At 73.0% G+C, this 20,349-nt stretch carries 14 protein-coding genes; 7 read left to right on the plus strand and 7 right to left on the minus strand.

The genetic code is table 11. The annotated features are described in order from the left end of the window. Window positions 1-32: 32 nt before the first annotated feature. Both ACGFQ9_RS10295 and ACGFQ9_RS10300 read left to right on the plus strand, forming a co-directional pair. Entirely contained in the window at window positions 33-764 is a 732-nt protein-coding gene (locus ACGFQ9_RS10295) for a hypothetical protein (protein WP_393573168.1), read from the plus strand. A 158-nt stretch (window positions 765-922) separates the two neighbouring features. Then, window positions 923-1,735, plus strand: coding sequence for a hypothetical protein (locus tag ACGFQ9_RS10300; protein WP_393573170.1), 813 nt, complete (start codon window positions 923-925; stop codon window positions 1,733-1,735). A 30-nt stretch (window positions 1,736-1,765) separates the two neighbouring features. On the opposite strand, the gene ACGFQ9_RS10305 is transcribed toward ACGFQ9_RS10300, so the two are convergent. Beyond that, window positions 1,766-2,839 (minus strand): NAD(P)H-dependent flavin oxidoreductase, encoded by a 1,074-nt coding sequence (locus ACGFQ9_RS10305; RefSeq protein WP_393573172.1) that lies wholly within the window; start codon window positions 2,837-2,839, stop codon window positions 1,766-1,768. 61 nt (window positions 2,840-2,900) lie between these two features. On the opposite strand from ACGFQ9_RS10305, the gene ACGFQ9_RS10310 reads away from it, so the two are divergent. Beyond that, entirely contained in the window at window positions 2,901-3,461 is a 561-nt protein-coding gene (locus ACGFQ9_RS10310) for a TetR/AcrR family transcriptional regulator (protein ID WP_393573174.1), read from the plus strand. Between the two features lie 131 nt (window positions 3,462-3,592). Further along, window positions 3,593-4,897, plus strand: coding sequence for an SGNH/GDSL hydrolase family protein (locus ACGFQ9_RS10315; RefSeq protein ID WP_393573176.1), 1,305 nt, complete (start codon window positions 3,593-3,595; stop codon window positions 4,895-4,897). A 57-nt stretch (window positions 4,898-4,954) separates the two neighbouring features. Here the strand turns inward: ACGFQ9_RS10315 and mfd are convergent, their stop codons facing one another. The 3 genes from mfd to ACGFQ9_RS10330 form a co-directional block, all read right to left on the minus strand. Continuing rightward, a complete protein-coding gene (mfd, locus tag ACGFQ9_RS10320) occupies window positions 4,955-8,491 on the minus strand; it encodes a transcription-repair coupling factor (RefSeq protein ID WP_393573178.1) in 3,537 nt (1,178 codons plus the stop codon). A 166-nt stretch (window positions 8,492-8,657) separates the two neighbouring features. Then, complete coding sequence (locus tag ACGFQ9_RS10325; protein ID WP_393573180.1) at window positions 8,658-11,231, minus strand: ABC transporter permease; 2,574 nt, start codon at window positions 11,229-11,231, stop codon at window positions 8,658-8,660. Continuing rightward, a complete protein-coding gene (locus ACGFQ9_RS10330; RefSeq protein WP_393573182.1) occupies window positions 11,228-12,022 on the minus strand; it encodes an ABC transporter ATP-binding protein in 795 nt (264 codons plus the stop codon). The genes ACGFQ9_RS10325 and ACGFQ9_RS10330 overlap by 4 nt, the downstream gene beginning before the upstream one ends. A 334-nt stretch (window positions 12,023-12,356) precedes the next feature. Between ACGFQ9_RS10330 and ACGFQ9_RS10335 the strand changes: the two genes are divergently transcribed. Further along, window positions 12,357-13,985 (plus strand): MFS transporter, encoded by a 1,629-nt coding sequence (locus tag ACGFQ9_RS10335; RefSeq protein WP_393573184.1) that lies wholly within the window; start codon window positions 12,357-12,359, stop codon window positions 13,983-13,985. A 225-nt stretch (window positions 13,986-14,210) separates the two neighbouring features. Then, window positions 14,211-15,143: a hypothetical protein gene (locus ACGFQ9_RS10340; RefSeq protein ID WP_393573186.1), complete on the plus strand. Its 933-nt coding sequence runs from the start codon at window positions 14,211-14,213 to the stop codon at window positions 15,141-15,143. 58 nt (window positions 15,144-15,201) lie between these two features. On the opposite strand, the gene ACGFQ9_RS10345 is transcribed toward ACGFQ9_RS10340, so the two are convergent. Beyond that, complete coding sequence (locus ACGFQ9_RS10345; protein WP_393573188.1) at window positions 15,202-15,858, minus strand: CGNR zinc finger domain-containing protein; 657 nt, start codon at window positions 15,856-15,858, stop codon at window positions 15,202-15,204. An 81-nt stretch (window positions 15,859-15,939) separates the two neighbouring features. Between ACGFQ9_RS10345 and ACGFQ9_RS10350 the strand changes: the two genes are divergently transcribed. Further along, entirely contained in the window at window positions 15,940-16,809 is an 870-nt protein-coding gene (locus ACGFQ9_RS10350; protein ID WP_393573190.1) for an alpha/beta fold hydrolase, read from the plus strand. A gap of 63 nt (window positions 16,810-16,872) precedes the next feature. Here ACGFQ9_RS10350 and ACGFQ9_RS10355 read toward each other — a convergent pair whose 3' ends face one another. After that, window positions 16,873-17,679 (minus strand): cellulose-binding protein, encoded by an 807-nt coding sequence (locus ACGFQ9_RS10355; RefSeq protein WP_393573192.1) that lies wholly within the window; start codon window positions 17,677-17,679, stop codon window positions 16,873-16,875. A gap of 282 nt (window positions 17,680-17,961) precedes the next feature. Further along, window positions 17,962-20,346: an SUKH-4 family immunity protein gene (locus ACGFQ9_RS10360; protein ID WP_393573194.1), complete on the minus strand. Its 2,385-nt coding sequence runs from the start codon at window positions 20,344-20,346 to the stop codon at window positions 17,962-17,964. Between the last annotated feature and the right edge of the window lie 3 nt (window positions 20,347-20,349).

Consider the following 20,349-nt stretch of genomic DNA (forward strand, 5'->3'; position numbering starts at 1 on the left):
CGCTCCCCCCTCCCGCAGAAAGACCTCCCCCCATGCGCAACCCCGCCCGCCTGACCACCGCCTCCGCCGCCCTCGCCTGCACGGCCGCCCTCGCCCTCACCGGCTGTTCCGCCGCCGAGTCCGGCCCGTTCGCCGGGAAGTCCGGTTCCGAGGTGGTCAACGCCTCTCTCGACACCGTCAGGAAGGCCTCCTCGCTGACCTTCAGCGGCACCTTCCCCGACGGCGGCAAGACCGTCCACGTGACGATGTCCATGACCAAGGGCGGGGCCGAGTGCACCGGCACCTTCGGCACCGAGGGCGAGGGCAAGGCCGAGCTGCTCAAGAAGGGCGAGGACCTCTACCTCAAGGCCGACGAGGCTTTCTACAGCTCGGAGTTCAAGGACATGCCCAAGGACGAGGCCGCTCTCGCCCTGAAGCTGCTCGCGGGCAAGTGGGTGAAGTCGAAGGCCACCGACGCCGATTCCAAGGACGTGGCCGGGTTCTGCGACCTGGGCAAGCTCACCGAGGAGTTCGAGAAGAGCGAGGGCGCGAAGAAGGGCAAGACCGGCACGGTGAACGGCCAGGAGGCCCTGGAGATCACCACCAAGACCGACGACGGCACGGAGACCGTCTGGGTCGCCACCAAGGGCGAGCCCTACCTGCTGAAGACGGTCCACACCGGCGAGGAGGCCGGCGAGATGAACTTCTCCGGCTTCGACAAGCCGGTGCAGGTGCCGGCTCCGGCCGACAAGGACATCGTCGACCTGGCCAAGATGGGCGGCTGACCGGGCTGCTGACCGGGCCGCCGCACGCACCCTCCCGGGGAACCGCCCCGGCAGGGGAGGGCGTCTCCCCCGACGCCCCGTGTCGGTACCGCCCCGTACACTCGCCCCTCGCCGCCCCCTTGACCGGCTCCACACCTCCGCAACAGGAAGTAGCATCCATGCGACCTGCCCGTGTGACCGCCACCGCAGCCCTGGCCTCGGCCGCCCTTCTCGGGCTGACCGCCTGCAACGGATCCGGCTCGGGCTCCGACGATGCGAAGCCCGGCAAGACGAACACCCCGGCCGCTCCCAGCGCGAGCCCGAGCCCGAGCAAGCACCCGTTCAACGACCTCTCCGGTCCGGACATAGCCCAGAAGGCCCTCACCGCCACCCGGGCCGCCACCTCGCTGCGCGTCGAGGGACAGGTGATCGAGGACGGCAAGCCGATGAGCCTCGACCTCGCCATCAGCAAGGCCGGCGACTGCGCGGGCACCGTCTCGATGCAGGGCCAGGGGTCCATGAAGATCATCAAGGACTCCAAGCTCCTCTACTTCAAGGCCGACAAGCAGTTCTACCGGGCCTCGCTGAAGGGCGAGTCGGAGGAGACCAAGCAGGCGGTGGTCAAGCAGCTCGCCGACCGCTGGGTGAAGAAGACCGCCACCAGCACCGAGGCCAAGGAGATGGCCAAGGTGTGCGACCTGGACGAGCTGCTCGACGAGTTCGGATCCCTGCCGCTCGCCCGCAAGGGCCAGGAGACCAAGCTGCCCGCCGGGCCGGCGTGGACCCTGACCAACGCCGGCAAGGACGGCGACGAGACCTACTGGGTGGCCATGGAGGGCGAGCCGTACTTCCTGAAGACCACCGTCACGGGCAAGGAGACCGGGGAGATCGCCTTCTCCGAGTTCAACAAGCCCGTGAACACCCAGGCGCCGACCGACAAGGACATCGTCGACGGCGACAAGCTCGAAGGCGGCCCCTCCGAGAAGGCCTGATCCGCCACCTCCCCCGCCCCCGGGCTTGCGCTAGCGGAGCGTGGCGCGGCGGGGCACCCCGGTCGCGAGTTCCGCGAGGTACTCCGCGGCCGGACGGCGCCGGGTGAGCGGGGCGGCCTGGCCCGCCCAGAGGTTGGCGAGCCCGCTCCGGCCGCCCCCGGCCGCGGCCTCCCGCAGCGGCCGGGTCAGCGTGTACTGCAGCGGGTAGGGCGCGACCCGGTCCTCGTAGGGGAGCATCCCGCGGGTGAACCGGTTCGGGACGGCCCGCGCGAGGCGGCCGGAGAAGGCGCGGGTCAGGACGGTCGACCGGGCCTCGGGGCCGGCCAGCGCCGCCCGGTGGACCTCGCTCGCCCCGGACTCCTCGGTGGCCAGGAAGCCCGTGCCCACCTGCACCGCGTCGGCGCCCAGCGTCAGCGCGGCGGCCACGCCGCGGGCGTCGGCGATGCCTCCGGCCGCGATCACCGGCACCGACACCGCCCGGGCCACCTGCGGGACCAGCGAGAAGGTGCCGACCAGCGATTCGTTCACCGGCCGCAGGAACGAGCCCCGGTGGCCGCCGGCGTCACTGCCCGACGCCACGACCGCGTCCATCCCGGCGGCCTCGACCGCCTCGGCCTCCTCCACCGTGGTCGCCGTGCCGATGGTGGCGATGCCCAGCCGCCGGGCCTCGGCGAGGACCTCGGGCCGGGGGATCCCCATCACGAAGCTGATCACCGGCGGGGCGGCCGCCAGCAGCGCCTCGATCTGCGCGTCGAAGGCGGGGGCCGGCGGCGGGTCCTCCAGCAGGGCGGGATCCAGGCCGAGTTCCTCGTACCAGGGCCGCACCAGGTCCGCGTAGCGGGCGAGCCGGTCCGCGTCAGGGGGCCCGGCGGCCTCGTCCGGGTGCGGCACCCACAGGTTGACCGCGAAGGGCCGGCCGGTGGCCCGGCGGAGCTCCTCCACCAGCCCGCCGATCCCCTCGGGGGTGAGGATGTGCGCGCCGTAGGAGCCGAGCCCGCCCGCCTCGGAGACGGCCGAGGCCAGCGCGACGGAGGACAGCCCGCCGCCGAACGGGCCCTGCACGACGGGGTGTTCCAGACCGAACAGTTCCGTGAAAGCAGTCATGCCCCGGAGACTAGACGACCGGTCAACTATTCACCAGTGGGCCGGTCGTATACTCGCCGCCATGGGACGGACGAGCACCGCACGGGAACGCCTGCTGGACGCGGCCTGCGCGCTCGTGCTCGAACGCGGCTACACCGCCGTGGGCGTCGCCGAGATCTGCGCCCGCGCGGACGTGAAGAAGGGCAGCTTCTACCACTTCTTCCCGTCGAAGCAGGCCCTGACCGTGGAGGCGGTGAACGCGCACTGGGCCGCGCAGCGCCCCTCCTGGACGGCCCTCCTGGCCGCCCCGGGCCCGGGCGAGGACCGGCTGCGCGGGCTCTTCGAACAGCAGGCGGCCGCCCAGCGCGCCGCCCGCGCCGAGCACGGTTCCGTGCACGGCTGCCTGTTCGGCAACCTGGCCCTGGAGGTGAGCGGCCGGGACGAGGTGGTCCAGGCCCGCCTCGCGGAGATCTTCGACGAACAGATCGACCTGGTGCACGCGGCCCTGCCCGGCCGCTCCCGGGACACCGCCCGCGCGGTACTGGCCCAGCTGGAGGGCATGGTCCTCTTCGCGAAGCTGTCCGACGACCCTTCCCTCCTGGACGGACTCTGGGACCGTACGGCCCTCCTGCTGCGCGCCTGACCCCGCCTCACCGCGCCGGGCGCCGGACCCCTGCCCGGAACCCCGGGGAATAGCCGGAGTCGATCACCACTTGATCCTGATTGCGTGCACGCAGTCAGAGAAACGGACTTCGGAACGAACCGGGGGAAACCATGACCATCAAGAGCCCGTTACGGCGCGCGGGCGTCGCCCTGCTCACCACCGCCACACTGGCCGCACTGCCCGTCGCCGGCCCGGAGGCCCTGGCCGCGCGCCCCGCCGCGGCCGCGGCCGCGGACCACGGCGCCGGGTCCGGCGGCGCCTCCTGGCGCGGCGGTTGGGCCGCCTCGCCCCAGCAGCCGACCGCACCCTTCGGGCCGAACTGGTCGCAGCAGGGCTTCTCCGACCACACGGTCCGGCAGGTGGTCCGGGTCAGCACCGGGGGGACCCGCGCCCGGATCGAGCTGTCCAACCGCTACGGCAGCACTCCGCTGCGGATCACCGGGGCGACGGTGGCCAAGACCGCCGGGGGCGGCGCGGTGCGGCCCGGCTCGGTGCGGCAGCTGACCTTCGGCCACGGCCGGTCGCTCACCATCCCGGCCGGCGGCACGGCCCACAGCGACGGGGTGCCCTTCCCGGTGGACGCGCTGGAGTCGGTGACCGTCACCCTCTACCTGGCCGGGCCGACGGGCCCCACCACCTTCCACCACTTCGCCGGCGCCACCGCCTACCGGGCGGTGGGCGATCACCGTTCGGACGTGAGCGGCACGGCGTTCACGGAGACCAGCACCTCCTGGTACTACCTGACCGGGGTCGAGGTCTCCGGCGGCCGGGACTCCCGGCGCCGGGACGCCGTGGTGACCTTCGGCGACTCCATCACCGACGGCGTCGGTTCCACCCCCGATGCCGACAACCGCTACCCCGACCAGCTGGCGGAACGTTTCGTCGAAGCCGGGCGGCCCCGTAGCGTCCTCAACCACGGGATCGGCGGCAACCAGGTGACCAACGACTGGTCCTGGGCCGGCGAGAAGGCCGTCGCCCGCTTCCGCAAGGACGTGCTGAGCGAGCCGGGCGTGGGCACGGTCATCCTCCTGGAGGGCATCAACGACATCGGCGGCAGCATGCCCGGCGCCGTCGGCGGCCCGACCCCCGAGGTCTCCGTCAACCAGCTGATCGAGGGCCACCGCACGCTGATCCGCCAGGCCCACGCCCGCGGGATCAAGGTGATCGGCTCGACCCTGACCCCGATCAAGGGCTCCTTCTACGACACCCCGGACAACGAGGCCCGGCGCGACGCGTTCAACGCGTGGGTCCGCACCTCCGGCGCGTACGACGCCGTCGTCGACTTCGACAGCACCGTGTCGGACCCGCAGGACCGGGACCGCATCCTGCCCGCCTACGACTCGGGCGACCACATCCACCCGGGCGACGCCGGCTACCGGGCAATGGCCGCGGCCCTGGACCTCGACGAGCTCTGAGCCTCGACCGCGCGGCCTTCCGGACGGACACCCCGCCCGGAAGGCCGCCGCCCGCGCTCAGCCCAGGATCTGGGTGAGGAACTCCCCCGTCCAGGCCAGGAGGTCGCGGCCGACCAGCGGCTTGCCGCCGATCTTGCCGGTCTTCGGGCGGGGCACCAGCACCTGCGAGGTGGCCGGCTTGATCACCGAACCCGGGTACAGCCGCTTGAGGCGCAGCTCCTGGGACTCGCGCAGCTCCACCGGGCCGAAGCGGATGTTGTTGCCCTGCAGGGTGATGTCGCCGACCCCGCAGGCGCGGGCCAGCATCCGCAGCCCGGCCACCAGCAGGAGGTTCTCCACCGGCTCCGGCAACTTGCCGTAGCGGTCGGTGAGTTCCTCGCGCACCGCCTTGACGTCCTCCTCCGAGTTGGCGGAGGCGATGGACCGGTACGCCTGGAGGCGGAGCCGCTCGCCGGGCGCGTAGTCGTGCGGGACGTGCGCGTCCACCGGCAGCTCGATCTTGACCTCCAGCGGCGGCTCCTCCTCGGCGCCGCCCTCCAGCGAAGCCCGGTAGTCGGCCACCGCCTCGCCGACCATGCGGACGTACAGGTCGAAGCCGACGCCCGCGATGTGCCCGGACTGCTCGCCGCCGAGCAGGTTGCCCGCACCGCGGATCTCCAGGTCCTTCATCGCCACGTACATGCCCGCACCCATCTCGGTGTGCTGGGCGATGGTCGCCAGCCGCTCGTGCGCGGTCTCCGTCAGCGGCTTCTCCGGCGGGTACAGGAAGTACGCGTACCCGCGCTCGCGGCTGCGTCCCACCCGGCCGCGCAGCTGGTGCAGCTGGCTCAGGCCGAAGTTGTCGCCGCGTTCCACGATCAGGGTGTTGGCGTTGGAGATGTCGATGCCGGACTCCACGATCGTGGTGGAGACCAGCACGTCGAACTTCTTCTCCCAGAAGTCGACCACGACCTGCTCCAGCTGGCTCTCGCCCATCTGCCCGTGGGCGGTGGCGATCCGCGCCTCGGGCACGATCTCGCGCAGCTTGGCGGCCGCCCGGTCGATGGACTCCACCCGGTTGTGGATGTAGAAGACCTGGCCCTCGCGCAGCAGTTCGCGCCGGATGGCCGCGCCGATCTGCTTCTCCTCGTACGGGCCGACGAAGGTCAGCACCGGGTGCCGTTCCTCCGGCGGGGTGGTGATCGTGGACATCTCGCGGATGCCGGTGACCGCCATCTCCAGGGTGCGCGGGATCGGGGTCGCGGACATGGTCAGCACGTCGACGTTGGCCCGCAGCTTCTTCAGCTGCTCCTTGTGCTCGACGCCGAACCGCTGCTCCTCGTCGACGATGACCAGCCCGAGGTCCTTGAACTTGGTCTCGGAGGAGAACAGCCGGTGCGTGCCGATGACCACGTCCACCGAGCCCTCCTTGAGGCCCTCCAGGGTGGCCTTGGCCTCGGTGTCGGTCTGGAAGCGGGACAGCGCCCGCACGTTGACCGGGAACTGGCTGTAGCGTTCGGAGAAGGTGCCGAAGTGCTGCTGCACCAGCAGGGTGGTGGGGACGAGCACGGCGACCTGCTTGCCGTCCTGGACCGCCTTGAAGGCCGCGCGGACCGCGATCTCGGTCTTGCCGTAGCCGACGTCACCGCAGATCAGCCGGTCCATCGGGACGGACTTCTCCATGTCCTCCTTGACCTCGGCGATGGTGGACAGCTGGTCGGGGGTCTCCGCGTAGGGGAAGGCGTCCTCCAGCTCCCGCTGCCAGGGGGTGTCCGGGCCGAAGGTGTGCCCGGGGGCGGCCATGCGGGCGCTGTAGAGCTTGATGAGGTCGGCCGCGATCTCCTTGACGGCCTTCTTCGCGCGCGCCTTGGTCTTGGTCCAGTCGGCGCCGCCGAGCCGGTGCAGGGTGGGCGCCTCGCCGCCGACGTACTTGGTGACCTGCTCCAGCTGGTCGGTGGGGATGTAGAGGCGGTCGCCGGGCTGGCCGCGCTTGGCGGGGGCGTACTCGACGAGCAGGTACTCGCGGGTGGCGCCCTGGACGGTGCGCTGCACCATCTCGATGTAGCGGCCGACGCCGTGCTGCTCGTGGACGATGTAGTCGCCGACCTCCAGGGTGAGGGGGTCGATGGTCTTGCGGCGCCGGGTGGGCATCCGGCCGAGGTCCTTGGTGGCGGTGCGCTGCCCGGTCAGGTCGGTCTCGGTCAGTACGGCGATCTTCAGGCCGGGGTGGACGAAGCCGCTCTCGACGGACCCGCAGGCCACGTGCACCAGCGCAGGCTCAAGGGAGCCGAGGTCGGCCTCCAGCCGGGCCGGGATGCCCTCGCCGCCGAGCACCTCGACGGTACGGGCGGCCGGTCCGTGACCCTCCGTCACGAAGACGGTCCGCCAGCCGTCGGCGAGCCGGCCCTTGGTGTCGGCCAGCGCGCGGGCGGTGTCGCCGCGGTAGCTCTCGGGGGCGTGCATGCCCAGGGTGAGGGAGTCGGCGCCGATGGCCTCGTCGGCGGCGAACGGCGAGACCGACCACCACATCGTGCCGAGCTCGCGGGCCCGGTCCCGGACGTCCGCGATGCCCCAGAGGCTGGCCGCGCCCACGTCGATGGGCGCCTCGCCCCCGCCGGCCGTGGCGGCCCACGAGGCCTGCAGGAACTCCTGGCTGGTCGCGACGAGGTCGGCGGCCCGGGTACGGACCCGCTCGGGGTCGCAGACCACCGCCATCGCACCGGCCGGCAGCACGTCGAGCAGCAGCTCCATGTCGTCGACGAGCACCGGCGCGAGGGACTCCATGCCCTCCACCGCGATCCCCTCGGCGATCTTGCCGAGCAGTTCGCCGAGCTCCGGGTGCTCCTCGGCGAGGGCGGCGGCCCGCTCCCGTACCTCGCCGGTCAGCAGCAGCTCGCGGCACGGCGGGGCCCACAGGCCGTGCTCGGCGATCTCCAGGGACCGCTGGTCGGCCACCTTGAAGTAGCGGATCTCCTCGACCTCGTCGCCCCAGAACTCCACCCGGAGGGGGTGCTCCTCGGTGGGCGGGAACACGTCGAGGATGCCGCCGCGCACGGCGAACTCGCCGCGCTTCTCGACCAGCTCGACCCGGGCGTAGGCGGCGGCCGCGAGCCCCTCGGTGACCTCGCCGAGATCGGCGGTCTGCCCCTGCCGCAGCGCCACCGGCACCAGCTCGCCGAGCCCCTTGACCTGCGGCTGGAGCACGGACCGGATCGGCGCGACGACGATGCTGACCGGGCCGGCCGCCGGGTCGTCCTTGCTGGGGTGGGCGAGCCGGCGCAGCACCGCGAGCCGGCGCCCGACGGTGTCGCTGCGCGGGCTCAGCCGCTCGTGCGGCAGGGTCTCCCAGGCGGGGTAGTCCACCACGGAGCTCTCCAGCTCCGGCGGCATCAGCGACCGCAGCGCCGCCGCCAGGTCCTCGGCCTCCCGCCCGGTGGCGGTGACGGCGAGGACGGTCCGTTCGGTACGCCGGGCCAGCGCGGCGATCGCGAAGGGCCGTGCCGCGGGCGGACCGACCAGGTCCACGTGCATCCGGTTGCCGTCGGCAGCCGCGGTGACCGCTTCCGCGAGGGCGGGGTCCGCGACGACGGCGTCGAGCAGTCCGTGCAGGCTCATGAGGTAAGGGCTTCCGTCCGCAGGGTCCGGGATCTGGGCAACACGAGGGGCCCGACGCGCCTTGCGGGCCGGGGGTTCCCAGCCTACGCCGATGGCCCCGGTCCCTCCCCCGAGGAGGACCGGGGCCATCGGGCCCGTCATTGCGTCCCTGCGGGCGCCGTGCCGGCTACTCGCTGGCGATCGCGTTCAGCACGTTCATCCGGCCGGCCCTGAAGGCCGGGACCAGCGCCGCGAGCAGACCCACGAAGGCCGATCCGATGAACACCCCGATGATCGTTCCCCACGGGATCTCCAGCACCTTCATGCCCTCCAGCGCGAGCAGCTGCTGGGCGGTGGCGCCCCAGCCCATGCCCAGGCCCAGGCCGAGCAGCGCACCGAAGAGGGCGATGACCACCGACTCCAGGCGGATCATGCGGCGCAGCTGGCGGCGGGAGAGGCCGATGGCGCGCATCAGGCCGATCTCACGGGTCCGCTCCACCACCGACAGGGCCAGGGTGTTCACCACGCCCAGCACCGCCACGATGATCGCCAGGCCCAGCAGGCCGTAGACCATGTTCAGCAGGGTGCCGACCTGGTCCTTCAGCGCCTGCTTGTAGTCGGTCTGGTCGCGCACCGTGTACTGCGGGTACTGGCCCAGGTCCGCCTTCAGGGCCCCGTACGCGGCGTCGGCCTGGCCTTCCTTGGCCTTGCCCAGCAGCATGAACGGGCGCGGCAGCTTGTCGGCGGGCACGTTCGCCTCGGCCGTCGCGGTGCTGACGTACATCACGCCCTTGTCGAGGTTGCCCTCGTCGAGGGTGATCGCGGCGACCTTCAGCTCTGCGGTCTTGCCGCCCTCGAACGCGACGGTCATCCGGTCGCCGACCTTGATCTTGTGCTCGTCGGCGTAGAGCGAGCCGACCGCCATGGCGCCGGCCGCGTAGGCGTCCTTGTGCTCGCCGGCCCGCATCTTGCGGCGTACGTCCTGCGGGTACGTCGGGTCGGTGACGCTCAGGTCGGTCTTCTTGACGGAGCCGTCGGGGGCGGTGACCTTCGCGTCCACGGTGCGGTAGGCGGTGACGTGCTCCAGACCCCTGGTGGCGCGCATGGTCTCCTCGGCCTTCGGCAGCACCGGCTGGCCGGTGTCGGAGGCCACGATGAAGTCCGCGCCCACCGACTTGTCGAGCTCATCGGTGGCGGAGGCCACCATCGAGGACCCGACCACGGACAGGCAGGCGACCAGCGCCAGGCCGATCATCAGGGCCGCCGCGGTGGCACCCGTACGGCGCGGGTTGCGCAGCGCGTTGCGCTCGGCGAGCCGGCCGACCGAGCCGAAGGGCCGCAGGACGGCCCCGGCCAGGACCTTGACCACGCCGCCGGCGAGCAGCGGACCGATCACGACGAAGCCGATCAGGCTGGCCACGACGCCCAGGGCGAGCCACAGCGACCCGTCCTTCGCCTTCTCGGCGTTGCCGGCCAGCAGCAGCGCGGCGAGGCCGGCGCCGGTCAGCACCAGACCGATGACGGCACGGACGACGCCGGCCTTGCGGTCCTCGGGGGCACCGATCGAGCTCAGCGCGGCCATCGGGGAGACCCGGGAGGCACGGCGGGCCGGGATCCAGGCGGCGACGACGGTGACGACGATGCCGAGGACGAGGCCGATGACCGGGGTGGTCCACAGGACGGTGAGGTCCTCGGTGGACAGGTTCATGCCCATCAGGCCCATCAGCTTCATCAGGCCGACGGCCAGGCCGATGCCCGCACCGATGCCCAGGGCCGAGCCGAACACGCCGAGCAGCAGCGCCTCGGTGAGCACGGAGCGGTTGATCTGCGAGCGGTCGGAGCCGATGGCGCGCATCAGACCGATCTCGCGGGTGCGCTGGGCGACCAGCATCGAGAAGGTGTTGAAGATGAGGAAGATGCCGACCAGGAAGGCGATGCCGGCGAAGCCGAGCATCACGTACTTCATGATGTCGAGGAAGGAACCGACGTCCTTGCGGCCCTCGTCGGCGGCCTCGGCGGCGGTCTGCAGCTTGTAGGTGTCGGCGCCGACGGACGCGGCGATGTTGCTCTTCAGCTGGTCGTCGCTGACGCCGTCCTTGGCGGTGACGATGACGTTGGTGAACAGGCCGGAGGTGCCGAGCAGGCCGCGCTGGGCGGTCGCCGTGTCGAAGTAGACGACGGTGGCGCCCGGGTTGGTGACCTTGAACTCGGCGATGCCGGAGATCTTCGCGCGGATGTCGCCGTGGAAGGTGATGGTGCGGAGCTCGTCACCGAGCTTCAGCTTGTGCTTCTTGGCGGTGTCGGCGTCGACCATCACCTCGGTGGGGCCGCGCGGTTCGTGGCCGGAGGCGACCTTCATCGACTTGAGCTCGTTGTCGCTCCAGTTGACGGCGATGGTGGGCGCGCCGGTGGTCGAGCCGAGGTTCTTGTTCTTGGTGTCGACCACGGTGACGGACAGCGAGATGACACTGCCCTCGGCGGACTGCACGCCCTGCGCCTTCGAAACCCTCTGGACGGCGTCCGCGGGGAGCGTTTCGGGTCGGCCGCGCTGCGGGTTCTCCATGTCCTCCGCGGTCTTGGGGCTGACGGTGACATCGGCCGCGGTGGTCGCGAACAGCTTGTCGAACGTCGTGTTCATGGTGTCCGTGAACACCAGGGTGCCGCAGACGAAGGCGACGGAGAGGAGCACGGCGATGGCGGACAGCGCCATCCGGCCCTTGTGCGCGACGAAGTTGCGCATCGAGGTCTTCAGCACGGTCACGACGTCCGCCCGCGCGCGTCGAAGTCCTTCATCCGGTCCAGCACCTGGTCGGCGGTCGGGTTGAACATCTCGTCCACGATCCGGCCGTCGGCGAGGTAGAGGACGCGGTCGGCGTAGGAGGCGGCCACCGGGTCGTGGGTGACCATCACGATGGTCTGGCCGAGCTCGTCGACGGACCGGCGGAGGAAGCCGAGGACCTCGGCGCCCGCCCGGGAGTCCAGGTTGCCGGTCGGCTCGTCACCGAAGATGATCTCGGGACGGGCCGCCAGGGCGCGGGCCACCGCCACGCGCTGCTGCTGGCCGCCGGAGAGCTGGGTGGGACGGTGCTTGAGCCGGCCGGCCAGACCGACGGTCTCCACGACCCGGTTCAGCCAGGCCGCGTCGGGCTTGCGGCCGGCGATGTCCATCGGCAGCGTGATGTTCTCCAGCGCGTTGAGCGTGGGAAGCAGGTTGAACGCCTGGAAGATGAAGCCGATCCGGTCACGGCGGAGCTGGGTGAGCTTCTTGTCCTTCAGGCCGGTGATCTCGGTGTCGTCCAGGTAGATCTGGCCACCGCTCACCGTGTCCAGGCCCGCCAGGCAGTGCATCAGGGTGGACTTGCCGGAGCCGGACGGGCCCATGATCGCGGTGAACTGCCCGCGGTGGATGTCCACGTCGACATGGTCCAGCGCGACCACGCGGGTCTCGCCCGCCCCGTACGCCTTGACGACCTGCCGCGCTCGTGCCGCGACGGCCGTACGCCCTCCAGTACCCCCGTGCCTGGTGTCGGTCACAGCCGTTGTCACGGTCATTCTCCTCGTTCGTCGTTCTTCGGTCGTTCGTCGTTCGTCCGGCGCGGGCGGCGCCGGGCGGCGCTCCGTCGCACCCGTTGAGTCTGTGCCGAGGGGGGTGGCCGGCGCGCTGGTGCGGATCGCCGTATCCCTCCGGGGGTTAACCCCACCCCCCGGTCCCCGCCTGTAGGAAACAGTTAAGAAGGATCCGGCCGATTCCTCGTCCTCCGCCGGGACGAAAGACCCCTGGCCCCATGTGAGGACCTACCCCTAGGGGTCCTCCCCCCTGCGGGGGAGGAGGCCTGGGGGATACCGCCGCACCGGGGGCGGGTGAGAAGGTGTTCCGCGAAGTTGCGTGCACAGTGAAAGGATCACGGTGGGGACGGGCGAGAACGCCGGGGCCGCGCACGGTGCGGCGGAGGACGCGGCCGGGGTCCCGGCCAAGGCCCCGGCGGCCGGGCGGCCGCGGCGGGCCGTGGTGGCCGCACTCATGCTGGCGATGGCCCTCGTCGCCCTCGAGGGGACCATCGTCGCCACCGCCGTCCCGCAGATCGTCGGCGACCTCGGCGGCTTCTCCGTCTTCTCCTGGCTGTTCGCCGGCTATCTGCTCGCCGTCACCGTCACCCTCCCCGTCTACGGCAAGCTTTCGGACACCTTCGGCCGCAAGCCCGTCCTGCTGGCCGGGATGAGCCTGTTCCTCTTCGGCTCGCTGTGCTGCGCCGCCGCCTGGAACATGGCCGCGCTGATCGCCTTCCGCGTCCTGCAGGGGCTCGGCGGCGGAGCCATCCAGGGAACCGTGCAGACCCTGGCCGCCGACCTGTACCCGCTCGAGGAGCGGCCGAGGATCCAGGCCCGGATGTCCACCGTGTGGGCCACCTCCTCCATCGCCGGGCCGGCGTTCGGCGGCCTGCTCGCCTCGTACGCCGACTGGCGCTGGATCTTCCTGCTCAACCTGCCCGTGGGAGCCCTGGCCCTCTGGCTGACCGCCCGTCACCTGCGGGAGCCTGCCCGCGCTGCCGCACGTACGGCGGCAGGTACGGCCGCCGGCGGGCGGAGCGCCATCGCGCGGATCGACTGGCCGGGCGCGCTCGCCGTCTTCGCCTGCGGCGGGCTGGTGCTGTTCGCGCTGGTCCAGGGCGGGGTGGCCTGGCCCTGGCTGTCCGCGCCCTCCCTCGGCCTGCTCGGCGCGGGTGCGGTCCTCGCCGTGGTCGTCGTCCACGTCGAACGGCGCGCGGCGGAACCGATCCTGCCGGGCTGGGTGTGGCGCCGCCGGACCATCGCCGCGGTCAATCTGGCCATGGCCATGCTGGGCCTGCTGATGGTCGCCCCGATGGTGTTCCTGCCCACGTACGCGCAGTCCGCGCTCGGCCTGGACCCGGTCGGCGCCGGCTTCGTGATGTCCGCGATGACGCTGAGCTGGCCGATATCGGCCGCGTTCAGCCAGCACGTCTACCGGCGGATCGGCTTCCGCAACACCGCCGCGCTCGGCGTCGGGGTGGGCTTCCTCTGCCTCGCCGCGTTCCCGCTCCTCCCGCATCCCGCCCGGCCCTGGCAGCCGGCCCTGCTGATGCTGGCGCTCGGCGCCGCGCTGGGCCTGTTCCAGCTGCCGCTGGTGGTGGGGGTGCAGTCGACGGTGGGCTGGGCGGAGCGGGGGCAGACCACCGCGTCGGTGCTGTTCTGCCGGCAGGTCGGCCAGAGCGTCGGGGCCGCGCTGTTCGGGGCGATCGCCAACGCGACGATCGCGGCGCGGCTGGCCGACGCGCCGGTCCCGGGGCTCCCGGCGCACCTCGACGAGGTCTCCCGGGCCCTGGAACACCCCGACTCCCTCACGGCGGCCGCCTCGGCGTACCTCCGGGCCGCGGTCACCAACGCGGTGGACCACGTCTACCTGGGCGCCGCGGCCGCCGCGCTGGCGGCCTTCCTGATCCTGGTCCTGGTGGCGCCCCGCCGCTTCCCGGTCCTGCCGGCGGACGACCGCCCCTGACCGCGCTGGCTCCGCTCGGGGCCGAGCCCTCCTTCTTCCCCACCCCGTCCTCCCCCGGACTCCGTCCGGGGGAGGACGGGGTGGGGAAGGGCTCGCGCAGCGGAGCTTCCGTAGTGCGGCCCGCAGGGCGTGGCTTGCTTGTCATGGACCCGGCCAACCGGTACACCGTTGGGCGGGGGCGGAGCGCAGGTCCGCCGCGCCGACACGCCACCCGGGGGACCCGAATTGCTTTCCGCCTTCTTCGCACTGCTGACGCTCGCCGCGCTCGCCGGCCCGGTGGCCCTGCGCCTCCGCAAGAACCCGGCGTTCATCACCGGCCGGGACGGACGGTTGTCGACCTCGACCACGCTGGCCCTCGCCTGGACCGTCCTCCTGGTCTGGCTCCTGCTGGTCAGCCTCGGCTACGGCATGTTCTCCGGCGAGGGCATCGCCTGGTTCCACCGCGACCCCGACGGCCCCTTCTCCGCCCTCACCACCGTCTACCTGCCGCTGCTCGGCGGCCCGTACGCGGCGCTGATCGCGGCCAAGGCGGTCGTCGGGATGCGCGTCCAGCAGGGGTCGCTGGCGAAGCCGGGCCCCGCGCCCGCCGCCGGGGCGGGCGCCCCCGCCGCCCGCCCCGTCCGCGACCTGATCGCGAACGACAGCGGGCGCACCGACCTGGTCGACCTGCAGTACGTCGCGCTCAGCCTGGTGACCATGGCCTACGTGGTCGTCTTCTTCCTCGCCGACGTCGGCGGCGGCCTCCCCCGGCTCCCCGAGCAGATCTGGGCGCTGACGGGCGCGCCGGCCGGCGCGTACCTCCTGAACAAGATGGCCGGCCGCGCCAACCCGGTGATCACGGACGTCCGCCAGGAGACCCCGGGCGGCCCGGTCACCGTGTCCGGCGGCGGCTTCCAGGACGCGTCCGTGGTCACGTTCAACGAGACCGGGGTCCCGGCCCGGCTGGAGGGCGGCCGGCTCGTCGTGGACGTGCCGGGCACCCTCACCGGCCCGCAGGCCGTCATCGTCACCACCACGGGACTGCGCAGCGACCCGTACGCGTTCACACCGGCCGCGGCCCCGGCCACCTCCGGGACCGTGTCCCCGGCCTCTCCCGCCGTAGGCCCGCAGCGCCCGGCCCCGGACAACACCCCTCAGCGGCCCGCCCCGAACCAGTAGCCCGGGGCCGCCCCGCCGGTCCGCTCCCACACCGCGGCCCGCCTACGCCGTGGTCTGCCTACGCCGTGGTCTGCGACGTGGTCCCGGACCGCTTCTCCGCCCGCGTCCCGGTCGTCGTCTGCGCCTGATCCCCCTTGTGCCGCGCGTAGTAGCGCGCCACCCGGGCACGGTTGCCGCAGGCCGAGGCCACGCACCAGCGGCGGCGCGGGTGGGCGGGCAGGAAGAGCAGGACGCAGTCCGCCGCCTCGCAGGCGCGGACCGAGGTGACCCTGGGGTCGGTGAGCAGCTCCGCCACCGCCTCCGCCAGCTCCGCCCCCAGCCGTTCCGCCGGCGTGCCCGCGCGGGCCGGCTCCGCCGTGAGCCCGACCTCCGTCCAGGCCAGCTCCCGGTGCACGGGCGCCGCGGCCAGTGCCGCGTTCAGCGCGTCCAGCGCCCCCGCCGGCGGCCGCTCCCCCCGTACCGCCGCGCACAGCGCGCCGTCCGCGGCCTCCCGTACGGCGTGTACGGCGGCCAGCTCGGCCGCCCCCACCTCGGCGACCGCCGTCAGCCGGCCGCTCTGTTCGCGCAGCCAGGCCGCCAGGCCGGCCGGGCCGGCGATCAGGTCTCCGGCTGCCGCGGGCCGGGTGTTGAGCAGGTCCAGGGCGAGCGGTTCGCCGAGGAGCGGGAAGGCCACCGCCGGCGTTCCGGCAGCCGTCGCGGTCTCGTTCACAGTCACCCCACTAATGCTACTGGAAGCCCTTGACCCGTTAGCCATGATCGGCAAAGCTAATGCCATCGAAGCCACAGGAGGCATGTGATGAGCGAGACCTTTCCCGTCCGGCACCGCCACGCCACCGTCGAGGCCGACGGAGTCCGCGTCTTCTACCGCGAGGCCGGCCCCGCCGACGCCCCCGTCCTGCTCCTCCTGCACGGCTTCCCCAGCGGCTCCCACCAGTTCCGCCGGCTGATGGACGCCTTCGGCGACCGGTACCGCCTCATCGCCCCCGACTACCCCGGCTTCGGCCACACCGAGGCCCCCGCCGGCTTCACCTACACCTTCGACCGGCTCGCCGACATCACCGAGGCGTTCACCGACGCCCTCGGCCTCGACCGGTACGCCCTCTACGTCTTCGACTTCGGCGCCCCCGTCGGCCTGCGCCTCGCCGCCCGCCGGCCCGACCGGATCACCGGCCTGATCGTGCAGAACGGCAACGCCTACGAGGACGGCCTGTCCGACGGCGCCCGCGAGCTCATCGCCCGCCGCCGCGAGGTCCCCGGCGACGAGGACGCCGTACGCGGCCTGTTCACCCTCGAAAGCACCCGCTTCCAGTACGAGGCCGGGGTCGCCGACCCCGCCCGCCTCGACCCCGCCGCCCCCGCCCTCGACCAGTACTTCCTCGACCTGCCCGGCCGCGCCGACGCCCAGACCGACCTGGCCTTCGACTACCGGTCCAACGTCGCCCTCTACCCGGCCTGGCAGGCATGGCTGCGCGAACACCGGCCGCCGGCCCTGGTCCTCTGGGGCACCGGCGACCCCTTCTTCACCGCGGCGGGAGCCAAGGCGTACCTGCGCGACCTCCCCGACGCCGAACTCCACCTCTTCGAGGACGCCGGCCACTTCGCCCTGGAGACCCACCTCCCGGAGATCACCCCGCTGATCGGAGCCTTCCTCGCCAAAGCCCTCTGAGCCGGCGCCAGGGGATGTCCCGCCGGACACGGGGCCCCACCGGCCGAGGAGTCCCGGGAAGTCCTACAGACCCTCGGCCGGAGCCGGACGGCCGGTCAGCGCCGCCAGGCTGGAACGCACGTGGTTCATATGGGCGCGCATCTCCTCCTGGGCCTCCGCGTGCTCCCGCAGCACCCGCTCCGTCTCCCGTCCCACACGCTCCTCCCGCACCCGCGCCTCCGCGATCAGCTCCGCACCACGGGCCTCCGCGTCCTCCTGCCCGTGCCGGGCCGCCTCCTCCGACTCCGCGTACGCCCGCCTCGCCTCCGCCAGCCGGGCCTCCGCATGCGCCTCCGCCTCGGCGAGCCGGGCCTGGAGCTCCTCGTCCAGCCCCGCCCACTCCCGCTCCGCCGCATCCCGGCGCTCCCGCTGCTGCGCCTCCTGGCCCTCCAGCAGCGCATCCGCCCGCCGGCGCACCTCCTCCAGCGCGCCCTGCGCCTCCGCCCGCCACGCCAGGGCCTCGTCCCGCGCCTCCGACCGCAGCGCGTCCGCCTCCTGACGGGCCCGCAGCAACCCCTGCCGGGCACGCACCTCCGTCTGCTCCCGCACCGCCTCCGCATCCGACCGGGCCAGCTCCGCAGCCCGCTCCGCGTGCGTCTCGGCCGCCGCGAAGGCACCCTGCGCGTCCACCCGCGCCTCCACCCGCAGGACCTCCGCCTCCTCCTCGGCCAGGGCCAGGATCCGCCGGGCCCGCTCGCTCAGATCGCCGTACGTCTGGGGCTCCAGCCGGGACACCGCCTCACGCAGCCGCTCCGCCTCCGCCTCCATCTGCCGGGCGAGCACGGTCAGCCGGGCCACCCGCTCCCACGCCTCGTCCCGGCTACCGGACAACCGGGCGAGATATCGGTCGACCTGATCCGCGCGATACCCGCGGCCCCGGATGGTCGTGAAGCCGTGCGGTTGAGGTGACATGGGTGCACTCATCCTGGAAGCGCCTCTCTCGCGGGGATTCCCGACAAGGATGCGCCATTTGCGGCCGGAAGCCGGAATGGCCGGGCCGGGACCCCGAGTTCGGGGTCCCGGCCCGGCCATCCGGACGAACACCACACCGGCACCACACCGGTACCGCAGCGGTACCGCACGGGCGCCGCACGGCTGCGGATCAGCGATCCGTCACAGCAGCCCGTCCCACATCTGCTCCAGCAGCACCGACCACCAGCTCTCCGGCGAGGCCAGCGCTGCACTGTCCAGGCCCGCCAGATTCGCCTGGAAATCGACGGTCCACCGGCCCGCCTGTTCCGGCGTCAGATGCTGTCGCAGCCGCCACATGTGACCCAGCATCGCGACCGAACGGACGAACTGCGGCAGGCTCGAGTTCACGAACTGCGGCGGCACCGGAGCCCCACCGGGCCCGCCCTCCACCGGCACCGCCACGATGTGCGCCGTCCCGTACTGCACACACAGGGCCTTGCCGAAGTCACTGCCCACCACCAGGTACGAACCCGCGTCCGAAGCCGGCTGCACCTGCCGCTGCGCGGCCAGCTCCGCCAGCGTCGGCACCGGCTGCCCCGGCACCGCCTGCGCCCAGAAGAACGGCCCGAAGTCCACCGGCAGACCGGCCACCATCAGGGTGTGCGCCACGATCTCGGGCACGCCCTGACGGGACACCGCCCGCTGGTCGAACCGGAACACGCCCTGCGGGCCGAACGCACCCGCCAGCTCCTGCCCGATCGCCTCCATCGGAATGGCCGGCTGCAGCGGGACCTGCGGCAGCGGCGCCCGTACCGGAGCCGGCCGCGCCGGACCGTCGGCCACCTGGTGCAGCTCACCCTGATGAGTGAGCAGATGCCGCATGCCCGCCTGTCGGCCGGCATGGTCCTGACCGTACGGGGCCACACTGGTGATCCGCACCTGCGGCCAGGTCTCCCGGATCATCCGCGCGCAGTAACCACCGGGCAGCTCACAGGACTCCAGCTCGGTGTGCAGCTCCAGCACCTGCTGCGGCGGCACGTTCATGGCACGCAGCTCATGCAGGATCTGCCACTCCGGATGCGGCGTACCGGGCGCCGAGCGGCGGATGATCTGCTGCTCGGAGCCATCGGGCGCACGGTAGCGCAGCACGGCCTGGTAGCCGGGACCGACCGTGGGCACACCGGGCTGCCCGACCGGGCCGGGACCCATCGGACCGGGCCCGGCCGGACCGGGCGGTACGGGGCCGGGAGGCGCGACCTGACCCGGCGGAGGGCCGGGAGGTGCCGGCCGGCCGCCGACAGGCGGACCCGCCAGCATGGTCGCGGCGTGGTCGAGACCGCCACCGGGCGCACCGGGAGCACCGGGCGCGGGGGGAGGTCCGGGCGGACCCGGCGGACCCGGCGGCTGGGGCGCACCCGGACCACCCGGATGGGCCAGCATCGTCGCGGCATGATCGAGACCACCACCGGGCGCACCGGGCGGACCGGGAGGCGCGGGCGGCTGCCCCGCACCGGGAGCCGGCGGAGGACCGGGCGGACCCGGCGGCTGCGGCGCACCCGGACCACCCGGATGGGCCAGCATCGTCGCGGCATGGTCGAGACCACCACCGGCCGGTGCCGGAGCGGGCCGCCGCGGCGCCTCCGCCTTGCCGGTCGGCTCGTCGGCGATGTCCGCCGCACCGGGCGCGGGCCGGGGACCGGGCGCGGGCGCCGGCGCGCCACCGGGCGCGGACCCGATGAGGTCGATGACCGGCGCCACCGCCGTACGCGGCAGCTGGCTGCCCCCGGGAATCAGCGCCGTCCTCGCCTCCGGCTCCACCCCGGACGCCGGACCCACGTCCTCCAGGTCCGACCCGGACAGCGGCGGCGCGAACACCGTCGCCGGCAACGGCACGGACGCGTCGTCCGCCCCGGGGTTCACATCGATCCCGGCCCACGGGGTCGCCCCCGACGGCACACCGGCGCCGGCCAGCGGCTCCGGACCCGCCCCCGCGGACTCCGCCGCGGGCACCGCAGACGGCACACCACCGGCCGGCGTACCGGCCGGAAGACCGGAACCCGGCACACCCGCACCCGAACCCGCACCCGAACCACCGGCACCCGGCACCCCGGCCGAACCGGAAGCCGACCCCGAACCCGAACCCGAACCCGACGCCGACCCCGACCCCGATTCCGAACCCTGACCCGACCCCGGACCCGAATCCTGACCGGTGGCCGCCGCCGCTGCCTCCCGCAGCCACTCCGGCGGACTCAGCATGAACGACGTCTGCTCGGAATCGATCCGCGGCGGCGGCACCGACGCCTCCTGCCCGGCCCCCGCATGCGCGGCAGCCCCGTACTCCTCCTCGTACCGGCGGATCACCTCACCCACCGGCAAGCCCGGCCACAACGTCACCTCACCGCTGTCCCGCGCGATGACCAGCCGCTGCCGGCCACCCCCCGACACCGGACCCGCCGGACGGTCCTCCGCCCACACCACGAAACCCAGGCCGAACTCCCGCACCCGCACCTCCCGGTGCTGGTACGCGGGCACATCCCCGTTGATCCACTCCTCGGCGCGCTCCTGCGCCTGCGCGAACGTCACCACGAC

This window comes from Streptomyces sp. NPDC048603 (genome assembly GCF_043199475.1).
Lineage (GTDB): Bacteria > Actinomycetota > Actinomycetes > Streptomycetales > Streptomycetaceae > Streptomyces.